This window comes from Kutzneria sp. CA-103260 (assembly GCF_018263855.1).
Lineage (GTDB): Bacteria > Actinomycetota > Actinomycetes > Mycobacteriales > Pseudonocardiaceae > Kutzneria.
The window spans coordinates 3,712,278-3,729,288 of the sequence record NZ_CP073318.1 but is presented as its reverse complement, the minus strand read 5'-3'; the positions used below and the strand labels follow the sequence as shown (position 1 = coordinate 3,729,288).

Annotated in this window: 12 protein-coding genes and 1 pseudogene; 4 read left to right on the top strand and 9 right to left on the bottom strand. The window is 68.7% G+C overall.

Annotated features, from left to right (window positions below; genetic code table 11):
* Positions 1 to 101 precede the first annotated feature (101 nt).
* Positions 102 to 1,154, top strand: coding sequence for a S1C family serine protease (locus JJ691_RS15980; RefSeq protein ID WP_211769549.1), 1,053 nt, complete (start codon positions 102 to 104; stop codon positions 1,152 to 1,154).
* A 36-nt stretch (positions 1,155 to 1,190) separates the two neighbouring features.
* On the opposite strand, the gene JJ691_RS15975 is transcribed toward JJ691_RS15980, so the two are convergent.
* Positions 1,191 to 2,168: a DUF1259 domain-containing protein gene (locus JJ691_RS15975; RefSeq protein WP_249227964.1), complete on the bottom strand. Its 978-nt coding sequence runs from the start codon at positions 2,166 to 2,168 to the stop codon at positions 1,191 to 1,193.
* Here JJ691_RS15975 and JJ691_RS53370 point away from each other — a divergent pair.
* A pseudogene (locus JJ691_RS53370) lies at positions 2,162 to 2,551 on the top strand (HIT family protein); the annotation flags it as partial. The gene JJ691_RS15975 and the pseudogene JJ691_RS53370 sit on opposite strands and share 7 nt — an antisense overlap.
* A gap of 127 nt (positions 2,552 to 2,678) precedes the next feature.
* Here the strand turns inward: JJ691_RS53370 and JJ691_RS15965 are convergent.
* The 5 genes from JJ691_RS15965 to JJ691_RS15945 form a co-directional block, all read right to left on the bottom strand.
* Positions 2,679 to 3,191 carry an AAA family ATPase gene (locus tag JJ691_RS15965; protein WP_249227962.1) on the bottom strand — a complete coding sequence of 171 codons (513 nt, stop codon included), beginning with the start codon at positions 3,189 to 3,191 and terminating at the stop codon, positions 2,679 to 2,681.
* A gap of 144 nt (positions 3,192 to 3,335) precedes the next feature.
* Positions 3,336 to 4,646, bottom strand: coding sequence for a serine hydrolase domain-containing protein (locus JJ691_RS15960; RefSeq protein WP_211769547.1), 1,311 nt, complete (start codon positions 4,644 to 4,646; stop codon positions 3,336 to 3,338).
* A 314-nt stretch (positions 4,647 to 4,960) separates the two neighbouring features.
* Positions 4,961 to 5,533 carry a superoxide dismutase family protein gene (locus tag JJ691_RS15955; protein ID WP_249227961.1) on the bottom strand — a complete coding sequence of 191 codons (573 nt, stop codon included), beginning with the start codon at positions 5,531 to 5,533 and terminating at the stop codon, positions 4,961 to 4,963.
* A gap of 120 nt (positions 5,534 to 5,653) precedes the next feature.
* The gene (locus JJ691_RS15950; RefSeq protein WP_211769546.1) at positions 5,654 to 6,811 is read right to left on the bottom strand and encodes a nucleotide disphospho-sugar-binding domain-containing protein; all 1,158 of its coding nucleotides are present in this window, start codon (positions 6,809 to 6,811) and stop codon (positions 5,654 to 5,656) included.
* Between the two features lie 83 nt (positions 6,812 to 6,894).
* Entirely contained in the window at positions 6,895 to 8,040 is a 1,146-nt protein-coding gene (locus JJ691_RS15945; RefSeq protein WP_249227960.1) for an MFS transporter, read from the bottom strand.
* 613 nt (positions 8,041 to 8,653) lie between these two features.
* Between JJ691_RS15945 and JJ691_RS15940 the strand changes: the two genes are divergently transcribed.
* Together JJ691_RS15940 and JJ691_RS15935 are read left to right on the top strand one after the other, a co-directional pair.
* On the top strand, positions 8,654 to 9,673 hold the full coding sequence (locus JJ691_RS15940) for an acetylserotonin O-methyltransferase (RefSeq protein ID WP_249227959.1): 1,020 nt from the start codon (positions 8,654 to 8,656) through the stop codon (positions 9,671 to 9,673).
* A gap of 2 nt (positions 9,674 to 9,675) precedes the next feature.
* The gene (locus JJ691_RS15935) at positions 9,676 to 11,235 is read left to right on the top strand and encodes an FAD-dependent monooxygenase (RefSeq protein WP_211769544.1); all 1,560 of its coding nucleotides are present in this window, start codon (positions 9,676 to 9,678) and stop codon (positions 11,233 to 11,235) included.
* Positions 11,236 to 11,509: 274 nt separating this feature from the next.
* Here the strand turns inward: JJ691_RS15935 and JJ691_RS15930 are convergent, their stop codons facing one another.
* The 3 genes from JJ691_RS15930 to JJ691_RS15920 form a co-directional block, all read right to left on the bottom strand.
* Positions 11,510 to 12,316, bottom strand: a complete 807-nt coding sequence (locus tag JJ691_RS15930; RefSeq protein ID WP_211769543.1) for an SDR family oxidoreductase — start codon at positions 12,314 to 12,316, stop codon at positions 11,510 to 11,512.
* Positions 12,317 to 12,801: 485 nt separating this feature from the next.
* Positions 12,802 to 13,794: an aldo/keto reductase gene (locus JJ691_RS15925; protein WP_211769542.1), complete on the bottom strand. Its 993-nt coding sequence runs from the start codon at positions 13,792 to 13,794 to the stop codon at positions 12,802 to 12,804.
* A gap of 188 nt (positions 13,795 to 13,982) precedes the next feature.
* Positions 13,983 to 16,775: an AfsR/SARP family transcriptional regulator gene (locus JJ691_RS15920; protein ID WP_211769541.1), complete on the bottom strand. Its 2,793-nt coding sequence runs from the start codon at positions 16,773 to 16,775 to the stop codon at positions 13,983 to 13,985.
* Between the last annotated feature and the right edge of the window lie 236 nt (positions 16,776 to 17,011).

Sequence of the window (17,011 nt, the reverse complement as noted above, 5' to 3'; positions counted from 1 at the left end):
GGCGGTGATTCTCTAATGTAGCTGGGCTTTCAACTCGGGGAGCGGACTGTCCTGGGGCTGCTGGGGACTCGACGTTCGCATGACGGGACGGTGTATCGCCGATGAGACCGACAGTGCACTACCAGGTCGCCACGGCCGTGGCGGTGGTCCTGCTTGGTGCCGCCTGCACGTCGGCGGGTTCGACATCGCAGCAGCCGACGGCGACGAGCACGGCGACCATCGCGGGTGGGGCAGCGATCGAGGGCACGTTCGAACAGGTCGTCCGACAGGTGTTGCCTTCGGTGGTGCGGATTTCGACGGACAAGGCCCTTGGTTCCGGTGTCGTGTTCGACGACCACGGCGACATCGTCACCAACGCGCACGTGCTCGCCGGCGCTGTCACCGTGCAGGTCAGCCCGGCTAGCGGCGGGGCGCCGCTGAGCGGACAGCTGCTCGGCGCCTACCCACCGGATGATCTGGCGGTGGTCCGGGTCGCCGGCGCCGCGCCGCCGCCGGCGCGGTTCGCGGATTCGGGCAAGCTCGTCGTTGGACAGCTGGTGCTGGCCATGGGCAACCCGCTTGGGCTGACCGGCAGCGTCACCGAGGGCATCGTGTCCGCGGTCGGGCGGACCGTGTCGTTCCCGGCGAGCCCGAACTCGCCGGGAACGACCATCGCCGACGCGATCCAGACCTCGGCGGCGATCAACCCGGGCAACAGCGGCGGTGCGCTGGTCGACACCTCCGGCCAGGTGGTGGGCATCCCGACGATGGCGGCGACCGATCCCGAGTTCGGTGGCAGCGCCGCCCCGGGCATCGGGTTCGCCATCCCCAGCAACACGGTGACCGACATCGCCGGGCAGCTCGTGCGTGACGGCAAGGTCACCGACTCGCATCGGGCTGCGCTCGGCGTCGCCGTCGAAACGGTTGCCGGCAGGGACGGCAAGCCCGCAGGGGCCGGCGTGGTGCGCGTCGATCCTGGCGGGCCCGCCGACAAAGCCGGGATCAAGGCCGGCGATGTGATCACGGCGGTCGGCGGCATGCCGGTGACGGACACCGGGTCGCTCGCGGCCGTGTTGGCGAGGTCCAAGCCGGGGGACACGGTGCCGGTCCAGGTCAACCGGGTCGGCACGACATCGACGGTGCAGGTGACGCTGGGTCAGCTCGCCGGCGGCTGAGTAGAAGCCGCACGACCGTATGGGTAATTCCGCGAGTCAGCTCGCGGGCTGCACGTTGTGCGAGTCAACAGCGACACGGAGCGCCTTGGCGAGGGTGACGCCATCGCCGACGGCCCAGAAGTGCAGGTAAAACAGGCGTGGCTGGTCGTTCAACGCGTGGTTGTGCAGCTCGACGATCTCGATCCCGCCGGCGCGCAGCGCCTGGATCACATGCTGGACTTCGGACTCGGTCATCACGAAGTCGCCGTTGATCGCAGCCTTGCGGCCCCCGGTGGGCTGGAAGTTCAGCCCGGTGCTGACGCCCATCGCGGGCAGCAGCACTCGCCGGTGCGAGGTCACGGTTTCCTTGCGGGCGAAGGAGAACTTGTAGATGCCGCCGTCGTTGGTGCCGGCGGCCCCCAGTGCGGCGTCGATCCCGGCGGTGTCCAGGTCCAACGGTGGCGGTGGCGGCGGGGTGACCGGCGGCGGGGTGGCAGTGACGTCAAGCGCCGCCCGGATCGCTCGCGCGATCGTCACCGGTTCCCTGCCTTCGGCGTGGATGTGGGTCCACCACACTGGTGGTTCGTGCGCCAGCAGGTGCTTGTGCACCGCGGTCTGGGAGATACCGTTGTGCTGCAAGGCATCGGTGACCTTCGGCAGTTCGTCCTCGGTGACCACCAGATCGCCCATCACCATCGTCTCGCCGTCCCGGTAGCGGACGAACGCGGCATAGGAACCAAGCGCGAACCCGGCCTTGATCCGAACGCCCCTCGACGTCACGGTGAGATCCCGGCGTGGGAACCCCACCCGATACACCGTCTCGCCCCAGAGTGTGCCCATCCGGCCCAATGCGCCGGCCACACCTCGCCAATCCGCTTCGGTGGTCTTCACCGGCTGGATCGGCCCACCATGCTCGGCGTGTTCGTCGCCTTGCGTGTCACCCCCGGCTCCGAGCGCGGGCCGACCGCATCCGGCCAGCAGCACGATGAGAACGCCCATCGCGGTGAGCATCCGGACCAGGCGACACCGTGTCACCACGACCATCCCTTTCTTCGGCTCGTCGATCCACGGTCACCTCCATCCTGGTGCAGCGACGGTCGCGCCACGACGAAGCGAGATGGCTGCATACTGCTCCTGACGCGGACACGCCAGCGGAGACAGACCTCCGCCGAGCCTGCTTCATCTGCGAACTGCTCGCCGGCAATCCCGACTACCCACACCACATCGCGTACCGCGACGACGACGCCGTGGTCTTCGCCAGCCGTTTCCCGTCCGTGCTCGGACACTTCCTGGTCGCCCCGGTCAGCCATCGCGAACACGCCGTCGGCGACTTCACCACCGACGAGTACCTGGCCGTTCACCGCGTCGTGCACCGCGCGGGCAGCGCGCTGACCGACCTGCTACCCGTCGAACGGCTCTACGTGCTGTCGCTGGGCAGCCAACAGGCCAACCGGCACGTTCATTGGCACCTCGCGCCCCTGCCGCCCGGTGTTCCCTACGACCAGCAGCAGACCACCGTGTTCGACCCCGCGCGGGGTGTGTCCTTTAGCTGTCGGTGCAGGAGGGCCAGTGGTCTGCTGCCCACCCTTGCCAGTCCGGCCACCCCGTTGGCGGGGCGGGGATCTCCCCGCCGTCGAGTTCGGCGGCGTCAGGCACCTGGAATTGCTCCCGCCACGCGTCCACGTCGGCCTCGCTCATCGGGAACGTCTGGTGCGGTGTCGTTTCCTGGCGGTGTGCGATGCGGGCGAGCTGGACGTTCTTGTCCACGGGCAGGTAGACCACCTGGCATGCGGCCCCGGCCGAGCGGGCCAGCCAGCGCAGTGCCGACCGTTCATCGCGGCCCCACAGCCCGTAGTCGAGCACGACGCTGATCCCCAGTCGCAGCGCCTGCAGGGCGACCGAGATGAGTCGGCCTTCGAGCACCCAGCGCTTGCCGTCGGCCATCGAATCCCCGAACAGCGGGATCATCCAGTGGTCCGGGGTCAGCCGCAGCGCTTGGTGCGCTGCCGCGAGCTCTTTGGCCCGGGTGGTTTTTCCGGCTGCGGGGAGCCCGACCATCAGTACCAGGGTGGCGATACGAGGGTCCTGCCTGACGACGGGTCCGGATGTGGGCGGGCATGGAGAGGGTTCTTCGCGCTGTGAATCGAAACGCTGCGACTGCGACATGACTCCCCTGATCAGGCAGGATGACCCGGCAGACCTTCAGGCGATCCGGTAGGCGGCGGCGCCGTTGTGCAGGAACCGGGCGCGGCCGTGCTCGTCGGAGCCGACCAGGGACAGGACCTGGTGGCCCTCGAACGTCGGTTCGGCGGTGATGATCGCGCTGTCGCCGAGGCGGACGACCTCGACGCGATCCCCGGACTTGCCGGTGAACGACTCGGCGAGTTCGTTGTGCGGGCGGCGGACGAGGAACGCGCGGTCGTTCTCGACGGCGAGGGTGATGTCGTACCGGGAGGTGCGATAGGTGCCGCACATGCGGTCCGCGTCGATCGAGGCGGGGTTCGCCGGCGGCACGGGCAGTGGCGCCGTCTCGACGCCGGCGAGATCGCCGAGCACCGCGCTGAAGATATCGTGGGCCAGCGGCTCGCCACCCGCGCTGTTGGTCAGCACGGCCACCGCCACGCCGGCCGCTGGGGCGACGCGAAGGAAAGCCTTCTGCCCCCTGGAGACGCCGGTGTGGCCGACGACGCCGTCCCGGTAGCGCATCCAGCCCAGCCCCCAGCCGAGGATGCCGCCGCCGAAGTCGGGGACGGATTCGAGCTGGGGTTCGCGCAGTGCCGCGAGCCCCTGGTCGGTGAGGTGCAGGCGGACGAACTCCATCAGGTCACGGGCGCTCATCGCCAGATGTGAGCCGCTGGGCGCGCAGAAGTAGCGGACCGCCCACGTCTTCGTGGGCACGAGTTCCCCGTCGGCCTCGATGTGGCCGACCGCCGCGCGGTGCAGGATCGCCTCGTACGTGGTGGTGGCGACGGTGTCCAGGCCGAGCGGCGCCACCAGGCGTTCGCGGAGCACATCGTGAAAGAGCTTGCCGCGCAACACTTCCACCAGCCGGCCGAGCACCACGTACCCACTGTTGGAGTAGGAGAAGAGGGTGCCTGGCGGGAGGAGGTGGTCCGCGTCGGCGAGGGTGGCGACGAACTTCTCGATCGCGTCGTCGTTGCGGCCGGTGTCGGTGAAGTGGTTGCCGTCCATGCCGCTGGTGTGGGTGAGCAGGTGGCGGGTGGTCAGGGATTCGGTGACGGCCGGGTCGCTCAGCCGGAAACCGGGCAGATAGTCGCGAAGCGGACGGTCGAGATCCAGCAGACCCTCGTTCACCAGTTGCTGGATCAACGTCGCCGTCCAGATCTTGGTGATCGAGCCGATCTTGAACACCGAGTCGGTCGTGGTCTCGACTCGGGTGTGCAGGCTCAGCACGCCTGCGGCGTCGTCCTGGATCTCCCCGTCGGCCAGCACGGCGACCTGTGCGCCCGGCACGTCGTGCTTCGCGATGAGCTCGCTCAGATTCCACCCCATCTCGTCAGCTTAGGGGGAAGTACCGCAAAACCCGACAGAGGTTTTCCGCGGTCAGCGCGGGCCGGCGTGGATGGCGTCCCACCACACGTCGCCGGTGAACCAGTCGGCCGGGGCCTTGCTGGCACTGGCTCTCGTCGTTGTCCTGGTGACGATCGTTCCGGCCGGGACCACGCGCCGACGCTCGCCGTCGGCCGCTCAGCTGGGCGACAAGCCAGTGGCGGCCTGACGGGCACCGCACAGCGAGGCCCACGGGTGTGCCGGAACTCCGGCACGCCCGCTTAGCGCACGTCCAGCGCCAGAACCGTGTCAACGCGTCAGAAGTCGACGGTGACGCATGCCAGCCGGGCGCCCGCGGTGCCGGCACTTCCGGGGTCGGTGTGCGTGTGCTCGGTATGGATCACCACGGAGCCGGCGTGCCGCTGCGTGAACTGCCAGTTCACGCTGGAGATGGACCAGGCGTTGCCGTGCCGGTCGGTGGTGAAGTCCAGCCAGATCTCGTTCTGTGGGTTGGCGTAGGCGGGGTTGACCGAGGGCTGCACCGGATCCGGAGTGTTCTGGTAGTGCGGACCCGCGTCTTCCGGGGTGCGACCGCAGCTCCGCTGATGGACGTGCGCGCCGTACTGGTGGTTGGCCAGCAGGCCCTCGACGTACAGGACCACTGTGGTCGTGCCGTTCGGCGAGGGCGTGGCGGCGACGGTGGCCGTCGATCCCACCGGAACGAGATCGGGGGAGTAGGTCACGGCCTTGGCGTCGGGTCGGTAGTTCTCGAAATCGGCTGAGGTGTACGCCGTGTGGGCGGGCGGCGTGGGGTCGGCCGTTGCGGTGCCGACGATGCTCAGCATGGCGGCGGTCATCGTGAGCAGCATGGCGGCTGGTTTGTGTCCCATGGGTTCTCTGTATCGCGGCTCGGTGTCGCGGGCAAGCGTTCACCTGGTTGGCTGACACCCGACGGGCGTACGGCGTTATGTGAGTTATACTCATGATTCTGGACACCGAGCTGGCGGGCGTCAGCTGGCGAACTCGAGCAGCTTGGGCACGATCTGCGCGGGGGTCGGCATTCGCTCGATCTCGGCCCGCACCTCGGCCGCCGCGGCCCGGATCTGGTCAGAGTTCAGCAGTGTGTCGAGCACATCGGGGGTCACCGCAGTCGGTTCGCAGACCAGTCCGACTCCGCGGCGGGCGGCCACGTGGGCGTTGACGAAGTGGTCGGCGCCGTGCGGTATCACCAGTTGCGGGACGCCGGCACACGCGGCGGTCAACGTCGTGCCCGCACCGCCGTGATGAACCAGAGCGTCGCTGACGGCCAGCAGCGAGTTCAACGGAATCCAGCCGGTGACCCGCACGTTGTCGGGCAGCTCGCCCAGTGCTGACGTGTCCGGATCAGCGCCCAGCAGCAACACGAACTCCGCGTCCACCTTGGTGGCCGAAGCCATGCACCGCTGCAACCCGCCCACGCCGGATGTGCGTGGCACCACCGTGCCCAGGGTGACGCCGATCCGTGGACGCTTCCGCGGTTGCAGCAGCCAGTCGGGCAGCAGCCCTCCGGCGTTGTAGGGCACGTAGCGCACGGCCCAGCCGGGACCTCGATCAACCATCATGCTCGGCGGTCCCACGTGGATCCATGTGCGACGCGGCAGTTCCGGCGGAACGTTGTTACGCCGGTAGCTCGCCGAAAGGTGCGTCAGAAGGCGTTCGCTGTCGGTGGCATTGCGGATGAATCCGTAGTCATGCTCAACTGCCGGAACGCCGAGCTTGCGTGCGGCCAGCGGCCCCGCTCCCTCCAGTCTCGAGTACACGACAAGATCCGGGCGCCAGTGTTCGGCCACCCGCGTGACGCCGTCGACCATCGCGTCGGACACCGCCGCGAACAACTGGAGCAAGGGGTCGGGGGTGACTCCCGTCTCGGCCCACTGCTTGCTCAGCTCCCGGTGCTCCGGCGATCGCCCCTGAAAGAAGGGCACGGCGGCAAACCGGCGGAAGATCGCGGGGAAGTCGACGTCGGGTGAGACTTCCGCGGTAGGCAGGCCGGCCTTGACCGTGATGTCCGCCCCCTGCTCCGAGGTTGCGATCAGGACCTCATGGCCGCAGGTACGTGTCGCCCAGGCAAGGGGGATCAGCGGGAACATATGGGCAAGATCAGGAGGCATGGTGAAGAGAACACGCATCGCGGACCTCTCAGGTCGAGTTCGACCGAACTGGGCCGCCGACAGCACGTCGGGAGGTGGTGTCGGTCACGGCTTTTCTCCGGTCAGTCGGTGGTGAGGTTGAGCGGGACGCTGTCGCGGGTGGTGAGCACCGAGACGGCGGCCATGGTGACGGCGAGGATGCCCAGGACGCCGATCGCGGGGCGCAGACCACCGGCTCCCGCGGCGATCGCGGTGATCAGCAGCGGGCAGAGGAACCCACCGGTGGACATGGCGCCGATCCAGAGGCCGGTGCCGCGGCCGCGTTGCTGGAATTCCAGCCGGTTCACCGTCCAGGTGAGCAGGACGGGCAGCAGCATGCCGTTGCCGAAGCCGGCGACGACGGCGCCGGCGGTGATGACGGGAACGGCCTTCGTGGCGAAGACGAGACCGAACCCGAGGGCCGCGAGTCCGAAGGACGTCGGCAGCAGACGGCGTGCGGTCTGGTGGGACAACCGGGCGAAGGCGAAGCTGCCGGCGGCGGTCGCGATCGCCATCAGCGCGCTGAGGCCACCGATGGCGGCTGAGGAGCTGACACCGGACTCGGTGAGGATGAAGGGCAGTTCGACGATGAGTGCGTAGAACACGACACCGCCGACGAGGGTGATCGCGCACGGGGCGACCAGTTGTCGCCGTGGCAACGGCTCCAGTCGCCGGCGCTCGGCGCGGCGGCCGCCGCTGGGTTGCCAGATCACCATGGTGACCAGTGGCACGAGCACCAGGGCGATCGTGTAGAGCCAGAACGGGGTGCGCCAGCCGGACGTGCCCAGCAGGCCACCCAGGGCCAGGAACACGGTGGCCGACAGCGCCGTCACCAGGCTCTGCAGGCTGAAGCGCCGGCTGCGTTGCGTGCCGGACCAGTAGTCGCCGATCAGAGTGGTGCAGCAGGTCATGATCGCGGCCTCGCAGATGCCGATCAGGACCCGGCTGAGCAGGATCGTCGACAGGTGTGCCAGGTACAGCGGCGCGGTGCCGGCAACGGCGTAGACCACGAGTGCGACGAGCAGGAGGCGCTTGCGGTCCACGAGGTCGACGACCAAGCCGGCGAAGGGGGCGGCCAGCCCGACGAACAGCGCCGGGACGGTCAGGACCACCGGGACGATCACGTCGACACCGGCGACGCCGGCGAACGCCTGCCGCATCTGTGGCAGGACTGGTGCGATGAGCACGCCCCCCAGCGCGGACAGGCAGCTCGCGGCAAGGAGTGACATCAGTTGGATCGTCCCCGGCGTGCGAGCCCGTTCGCCGTCGGGAGCCGAGGAGGTCGGGGGTGAGGTGTCCGACATGGGGACCTCCTGGGAGGTCGTTGTTGCGAATGTGTGCGGCGATGCGTGCGGCGCGAATCGGGTCGCAGGGCAGCGAAATCAACAGGAACGGAGGTGGTCGGCGAACCGGGCCGCGGTGAGCGTGTTGGGCTGCGGCGCCCGGCATTCGCCACCACTGCAACGCTTACTGTACCCATTGGCGGTGCTGCCGGGCCTCCTGACGACTGGACGGGCCCCTCCCTTGTGCGCATGGCCAATTACCGCCAGGGTCCATTCCTGGTCGCTGATCGAGCAGGGGTGGCCAGGCCTCCGATGCTAGGAAGGGGTGATGTTGGAACATGGCCGACGGATGATCACCGCGGGTCCGCGCTGCTGGTCAGCAGCCGGTTTGTAGGTGGCTTGTAGGCCATCTCACCGATGTTCGGCATGTCGAGACTGCCTGAGACTGTCGACCTCACGAGGTCGATCGCATCCTTGATTCGTCCGGTCAGAGAGTCCGTTCACCACGCCCAGGACGCGGTCGTCCACGGTCCGGAACATCGTGCTCTCGGGAGATGTCATGAATGACGACGCTGTCCGGCTTCTGCGACTGTCGGAAGGCTTCGGCCCGGCTCAGGCCCTCCAGTTCGCCGCCGACCTTGGAGTCGCCGACCTGCTCGGCGCCGGGCCACGCGACGCCGGGGAACTCGCGGCAGCGGTCTCCGCCCACCCCGACGCCCTCTACCGCCTTCTGCGCGCGCTCGCCAGCGTCGGCGTGTTCACCGAGGTCGCGCCGGGCAGGTTCGGGCTGACCTCGATCGGCGACCGGCTACGCGAGGGGCACCCCCAGTCGCTGCGGTCATGGGTGCGGTTCCAGGGGCTGTTCAACCACGTCTATGCCGACGGCCTGCACAGTCTGCGGACCGGAACCCCGACCGCTCCGCAGGTCTTCGGTGAGCCACTCTTCGCCCACCTTCGGCAGAATGCCGAGCATGGCTCGATTTTCAATGCGGCGATGGGGGAGCACTGCCGTGTGACGGGCGGGGCGCTGGCCGACTCGTACGACTTCACGAGAGCCGGTCAGATCGTCGACGTCGGCGGCGGCGACGGCAGTTTTCTCAGCATCATCCTGGGCGCCTACCCCAACACGACCGGCGTGATCCATGACCTGCCCTGCCTCGCTGACGCCGCCCACAGGCAGATGGCCGCCAGCGGGCTCGGCAAGCGCTGCACCTTCGTCGGCGGCGACTTCTTCCGAGAAGTGCCCTCGGGGGGCGACACGTACATGTTGAAGGGCGTGCTCCACAACTGGCCTGACGAGCAGGCGCGCACCGTCCTCAGCAACTGCCGCCGCGCGATGGACCCTCGCGGTCGGCTGCTGCTCATCGAATGGGTCATGCCCACCGGCGACACACCCCACCCCAGCAAGTTTCTCGACCTCGCCATGTTGTTCGTGTACGGGGGACACGAGCGCACCGAAGCAGAACACGTCCGCCTCCTGACCGACGCCGGCCTGAGACTGGACCGCGTCATCGGCTCCGCGTCGATGCCGAACGTGATAGTGGCCGTGCCGGGTGATGGAGCTTCGCTCGGAGGCTGAGCATGGAACCTCACGCGGACGTGCTCGTGATCGGAGCGGGGCCGGTCGGCCTGACGCTGGCGATCGCCCTACGGCGGCTCTCCATGCGGGTGCGGATTGTGGACAAAGCGTCCGGGCGCGATCGGGAGCCGAAGGCAGACGTGCTCTTTCCCCTGGCGGGTGAGGCACTCGGGTCCCTCGGCGTCGGCGAGACGATCCGGCAGCACGCCTACGAGATGCAGGGCGCGAACTTCTACAGCGACGGCCGCCACGTGGGCTCCTTCGTGACCGGCCGGCTCGACTCGGACTACCCCCGTGCCATGACGATCGAGCAACACGACATCGAGCGGCTGCTCATCAAGGAGTTGACCCGGCGCGGAGTGGACGTCGAATGGCTGACCGAGGCAACGGAGGTGTGTCAGCACGGGGATCAGGTGGCGGTGACACTGCGACTGCGCGACGGCGGCGCCCAGGTGGCCACCGCGGCTTGGGTGGTCGCCTGCGACGGCAACCGCAGCACGGTCCGCCAGCGGCTCGGCATCCCGTTCGAGGGCAAGCGCCGCGCCAACATGCAGGTGATCCAGGGCAACGTGGTGCCGACCTGGCCCCTGTGCGATGAACCAGGCCACGGCTACTTCTTCCTGGCGCCCTACCGCTCGGTGATCGCCTTCCCGACCCCTGGTCGCGGATACCGCATCTTCTGTGTCCGGGACGACCCCGATCCGGGGCGGACCGAACCTCCGACGCTCGATGAGTTGCGCGACCTGATCGCGGACGCCGCGGGGATACCCGATCTCCGGCTCACGCTGACCGAGCCAGTGTGGTTGAGCCGCGGACGCTTCGCCGACCGCGTCGCCGGCGTGCTCAGGCGCGGCCGAGTGCTGCTCGCCGGCGACGCCGCGCATGCCTGGGCGCCCATCGGAGGGCATGGGATGAACGTGGGCATACTCGGCGCCCACAACCTGGCCTGGAAACTCGCCGCCGTGCACCGCGGGCAGGCGGCGGAGTCCCTGCTGGACTCCTACACCGTCGAACAGCGCGGGTTGGCCCGTGGCGTGATCCGCGACATGAAGCTCAACATCATGGAGGCGCTCCTGCCGGCCCCCGTCCACCGGGCCCGAACCGCCTTTCTGAAGGCGGCTCTGCCGTTGTCCGGCTTTCAGCGGCGAGCGGAGTGGATGATGAGTGACTTCGGCCGGAACCACCGGAAGAGCCCACTGTCATGGCAACGACCGTGGCGCCTCGGGCGCGGGCCCCGGGCGGGCGACCGCGTGCACGATGGTGTTGTCGTTTCCGCCGGTAGCGCAGCACCCGTGCGCCTGCACCGGCTGCTGGGATACGACCGGTGGACGTTGCTACTGGCCGCTACCCGAGCTGATGCCGCTACCCTGCGGCGTCTTCGGCAGGCCTGCGAACACAGCACGATGCCGGTTGAGATCCTCGCGGTCGCCTCGTCGGGTCGGTTCCTGGGTGACGTGGAGGATTTCAAACTCATCCGCCCAGACGGATATATCGGCCTTGCCGCCCCTCTCTCCCGTTCCGACATCCTGCACTGCTACCTCACGATGCTCGGCGCCGCCTAGGCCCGCCGGCCCGGGCATCGCTGCCAGAAACCCGCGGTAGGACATCTGCTCGCGGGCCGCGGCGTCGGCGATGTCGGGGAACTGGGCGCGGGCGCGACGCGAACTGAGAAACTCCCGGATATCGGTGCGTAGATCCATCGTGGCCGCCCCCTCACCGTAAGCCCGTCCCGCAGTCCAAGGGAGGCACTACCGGTACCCCGACGACTGCGTTGAGACCCGACTTGGAGGTGTTCACGAGGGGCCGTCGGCCGCTGGCAAAGCCTCGCGCCGACGCCTAGGTACCCGATGCGGTCGTCGCGATGCCGCCGTCTACCGGGATGATGGTGCCCGTGAGGTAGGACCCAGCCCGGCTAGCGAGAAACACGGCGATACCCGCCATGTCGTCGTCGCGGCCGAGCCGGCGTAGAGGGGCCTTCGCCGCGATCGTGTCGCCGATGGCATCGAGCGTGGACGCCATCATCTGCGACGGGAACGGTCCCGGTGCCACCGCGTTCACCGTGACGTGCTGTGGGCCCAGCTCCCTGGCAAGCACTCTGGTGAGTTGATGGAGTGCCGCTTTGCTGCTGGCGTACGAGTAGTTGGGCGCCTGGGCGACGTGGATGCCCCCGGCGATACTGCCGATGTTGATGATCCGCGCGGGATCATCGGCGGTGCCCGCCCTGCTAAGCGCGGGGAGCAGCGCCTGCACCAGCCAGAACGGCGACTTGAGGTTGAGGTCGATCACTGCGTCCCAGGCCTCGTCCGGGAACGTCGCCAGCGGCTCGCGCCACATCGCTCCCGCGTTGTTGACGAGGATGTCCAGGCGTTCCGAGTCGACCTTGACAAGATCAGCGAGACGCTGACACTCGTCGTGCCTGGACAGGTCGGCGGGGATTGCTTGAACGTCGCCGAATTCGGACAGTAGATGCTGTGCCTCCGCGCACGTGTCTGCCTTGCGTGAGCTGATGACGACGCGGGCGCCCGCCTGGAGAAGGCCGCGCGCTATCATCATCCCAATGCCCCTGGTGCCGCCAGTGACAAGTGCGTACTTCCCGCTCAGATCAAAAAGGCCTGTGTGAGTGGTGAATTGGTTGTCTACCATTGGTCTCCGTCCCTTCTGTCGTGGAAGAATGCGCCGACATGGTTGCGCATTCGGTGCAGCTGAATTGAACTGATGGGGGTAAAGCGGCAGTGCGTGTCCATGGAGTGTTGTCGGCGCTTTCGTTCAGGGCGCCTACTCAACCAGGCTGACAGGCGTTTTGGACGTCTGGGAGACCCTGGTGATACAGGTACGGTGAGAGCCGCCCTTGCCTGGTGCGCTGACTCACGCTGCCACAATCATTCCTGCACAGTCACTTTCGTGATTGCTTTGATCTGTACTGCGACCCGGCATCGCGCGGGTACCGGGCGCTGGTCTCCCACGGCGAGATCGCCCCGGGCTCCGGCAACCGGGGCGCGATCCTGGCCGTCGAGCAGGACGGGGGCACCGCTGGCCCGACCCCGGCTGGTCGTGACCGACGAGGTCACCGGTGGGCGCGACGTCAACGACGTCGTCGAGCTGGACGTCGTGCGCGTCGAGCTCACCGGCTAAACCCGAGCGATCTCAGCGGTGAACGCGGGGAGGTAGCGCTCGCCCATCACCTGGTCGCTCAGCGGGTCCAGCGCGGCCAGCGCCTCGGCGTCCAGGGTGAGCTCCAGCGCGGCCGCGTTCTGCTCCAGCCGGGCCGGGCTGCGGGTGCCCGGAATGGTCGCCACCGCCACCCCGAGCCGCTCGGCCTGGGCGTACACCCAGGCCAGCGCCACCTGGGCCGGGGTGGCACCCAGCCGGTCGGCCACCTCGCGCACGGTCTGCGCGATCTTCTCGTTGGCCTCGCCCGCCTCGCCGGCGAAGCGGGGGTTGGTGCGCCGGAAGTCCTTCTCGCCCAGCGTGGAGCGGTCCAGGGTGCCGGTCAGGAACCCCCGCCCCAGTGGCGAGTACGGCACCAGCCCGACCCCCAGCTCGGCCATCACCGGGGTGACCGCCTCGACGTCGCGGGTCCACAGCGAGTACTCGCTCTGCACCGCGGTGATCGGGTGCACCGCGTGCGCCCGGCGCAGCAGCTCGCCGTCGACCTCGGACAGGCCCAGATGGCGGACCTTGCCCGCCTCGACCAGCTCGGCCATCGCCCCGACGGTCTCCTCGATCTCCACGTCCTGGGGCGGGCGGTGGGCGTAGTACAGGTCGATCACCTCGACGCCCAGCCGCAACAGCGAGGCGTCGCAGGCGCGCAGCACGTAGTCCCGGGCACCGCGGATGCGGCGTGCCCGGTCGCCGGCGCTGCGGTCGATGCCGAACTTGGTGGCTAGCTGCACCTGGTCCCGGCGGCTGTGGATGGCCCGGCCCACCAGCACCTCGTTGTGCCCGGTGCCGTAGGCGTCGGCGGTGTCCAGGAACGTGATGCCCAGCTCCAGGGCCCGGTTGATGGTGGCCAGGCCCCCGTCCCAGTCGGCGGCGCCGTAGCTCTCGCTCATCCCCATGCACCCCAGGCCCATCGCGCTGACGGTGAGACCGGGCGAGCCGAGCGTGGTTCGGGTGATCATGCGCGGATACTCCTCCTGCCCGGCGGACCGGGCGGTACCTCGAGGGCTGACGAACGCCTCCGACGCTAGGACGTGGAGCGCGCTCCACGTCAAGCCGAAGGACCGGCCCCCGCCGGCGGGTCAGGCGCGGCGGCGGGGGCGGGTAGTCACTGAGCGGCGCGCGCTCATGCTGAGTTCGGTCGGCGTGATCACCGGGAGGCGGGGTGTTGGTCGAGGGCGTCGAGCTGCCGATGGACCCGCGCCGCGTCAGTGTCCCGGCCCTGCTGCCCATGCAACTCAATCGCTTCCCGCCACACAGCGCGGGCCCGGTCGTGTTGACCGAGAGCGACATGAGGCCAACCCAGTCTGCCGAGAGTATCCGCGACACGAACGGTGTCGCCGAGGCTGCGGTACAAGGTGAGGGCTTGGTCGTAGAGGTCGAGGGCCTGCTGGTGGTCACCGGTCTGGTGGGCGATGAACGCGAGGCTGTCCAGGGTGGCCGCCTCACCAGTGGGGTAGGGATGGTGGCGGTACAGGGTGAGCGCGGCGTGGCAGTGGTCGCGGGCGGTGTCGAACTCGCCGAGACGTGCTCCGTACCAGCCCACCGCGTTGAGCGCGTCGGCCTCCCAGACCGGTCGATCCAGGAGCCGGTAGAGGTTCAGGGCATGTCGGGCGTGCTCCAGGGCCCGCCGGTCATCTTCCTGTCGTTCCCATGTCGATGCGAGCACCCAGTGGGCGTGTGCTTGTTCGGTGAGGTCCTGGTGGTGCGTCGCCAGCTCGAGAGCCGCCGCCAAATGCTCGACAGCCTCGTCGTGTAAGCCCAATCGGGAACAGGCGCTGCCGAGGAGTCGGTGGGCGCGGAGGCGGGTGACGGGGTCGGGTAGGTGAGCGGCGGCGTGCAGTGCGGCCCGCCATGCGGCGAGCGCATCGTGCCGGTGTCCCCGTCGGAGGTGAAATATCTCCAGGTCCCAGGCGAGATGCCAGACGAGGTCGTGGCGGCCCAGGGCAACTCCGGCGCGCTGTGCGGCCAATAGCGTGGCGTGCTCGTCCTCCAGCCAGTCCATCGCGGCCGCGGCGTCGGACAGCGACAGCGGGTGGACGCCAGCCGCGGGACGGCCGGGACGCAGGGGCGTGCGGTGCGGGTCCAGCAGGCGCTCGGCGGTGTGCGCGGTATGCAGATAGAAGTCCATCACCCGTGTCAGGGCCGTATCTCGCACGTCGGCGGGCAGGAACGTGTCAGCGGTGGTGGCGGAGTAGTCGCGGACCAGGTCGTGCATCGCGTACCGACCGCCCGGTCGCCGTTCGAGCAGGGAGGCATCCTCCAGCGCAGAAAGTGTCCTGCGAGCCGCAGCCTGGGACAGGCCGGAAAGGGAGACCACGGCTGGCAGTGTGGTGTCGGGGCCGGGGGCGATGCCCAGCAGGCCGAACACGGTGCGCTGGTGGTCGGTGAGGTTGCGCAGGGACCAGGACAGGACGGTGGGCAGGCTGGCGGCGGCGTCCTCGGAGTCCAGGGCTTCCAGGCCAAGTTCTCGAAGGTCGGCGACGAGATCGTCGAGTAGGTCAGGGTCGTCGCGGATACGGGCGGCGACCAGGCCGAGGGCAAGCGGAAATCCTTTGCACAAACCAATCAGTTCGATGACCGCTCGTTCTGTGTCGCCGTGGTCGTGGGCGTCGCCGAGCGCGGCGACCAGCAAGGTGCGGGCTTCAGCGCCGGCGAGAACGTCCAGGCGCACGGGGCGGGCGCCATGGCGGGCGGTCAGAGCAGGCAGCCGATGGCGGCTGGTGACCAGGACGGAACACGTGGTGCCGCCGGGTAGCAGGGGCTCGATCTGGTCGGTGGTGGCGGCGTTGTCCAGCAGGATCAGCATCCGCTTGTCCGTAGTGCGGGTGCGGTAGAGCGCGATGCGGGCGTCAAGGTTGGTGGGCTGGTGGTCGCGGTCGACGCCGAGGGCGGCCAGGAAGTCGGCCAGCACGTCCGCAGGATGCTTGGGGACATCGGGGCTGAAGCCGTGCAGGTCGACCGAGAGTTGCCCGTCGGGGAAGCGGTCCATGTTGCGGTGGGCCCAGGTCAGGGCGAGCCAGGTCTTGCCGATCCCGCCAGGCCCGGTGAGCGTGGAGATCAGCACGGTGTCCCCGTCCGTGCTGTCCAAGGAGCTGGTGAGTGCGTCGAGTTCAGTGACGCGGCCGGTGAACCCAGCTGGTGCCGGCGGCAGTTGGCGGGGTGTGGCTCTGGGCGTCACAACGCGGGCGGCCAGCGCTACGTCCGCGGCCAGAATGCGCTGGTGTAGTTGCTGGAGGGCTGGATTCGGGTCGACGCCTAGTTGTTCGGCCAACTCCTTGCGCATGTGGTCGTAGTGCTGGAGTGCGTCGGCCTGGCGGCCCGAGCGGTAGAGGGCGAGCATGGCCTGTGCGGCGAGTCGTTCGTCCAGCGGCTGCTGTGTGGCGTGGGTGATGAGGTCCGCCAGTAGCTCGGCGTGACGTCCGCAGCGCAGTGCGGCATCGGTGCGGTCGAGTTCCGCGGCCCATCGCTCCGCCTCCAGCGTCGTTCGCACCGACGCGATCCACGGGCTGTCCAGCCCAGCGAGCGCCGGCCCTCGCCACAGCCCCAAGGCACGGTCGAACAGCGTCAGGGCGTCGACGTCTTCGGCGGATGCCCTGGCTTCGGCGGTCAGTTGCCGGAACCGGTGCACGTCGACCGCTGCCTCGTCGACGGTGAGCCGGTATCCGCTCGATCGTCGTTGCAGGGAAACATCTCGTATCGGGGCGAGAATCGCTCGCAGGCGGGAGACGTAGCTGTAGAGGGCGTTCCGGCCGCGTTGGGGGAGGTGTTCGCCCCAGACGTGGTCCAGGAACTGGTCGACGGGAACCGGATGGTTGGCGTGCAGCAGAAGAACAGCCAGCACGCCGCGTTGCCGGGGAGAGCCAAGGTCTACGGGGTGACCATCGACATGCGTCTCCACAGCGCCCAGTACGCGAAACTCCGCCACCACCAGCACCCCCATCTCCCGACTTCGGGATAGCAGACCTGGCCACTGGTTTCAAGCTTTCGCGAAGGTCGCAGCAGGGTCGTGCGGGCACAGTGGAACCACACCGAAGTCCTGCCGGCGGAGGCGAGAAGGTGATCATGAAACAGTCGGCGATCTTGATCGCGATGAGCACGGCGGTGTTCGGAGTCCTCCAGACGCTTGCTGCTCTGGAATCCCGACAACGTTCCACCTCGCCGGCTTGGGAGGAATGC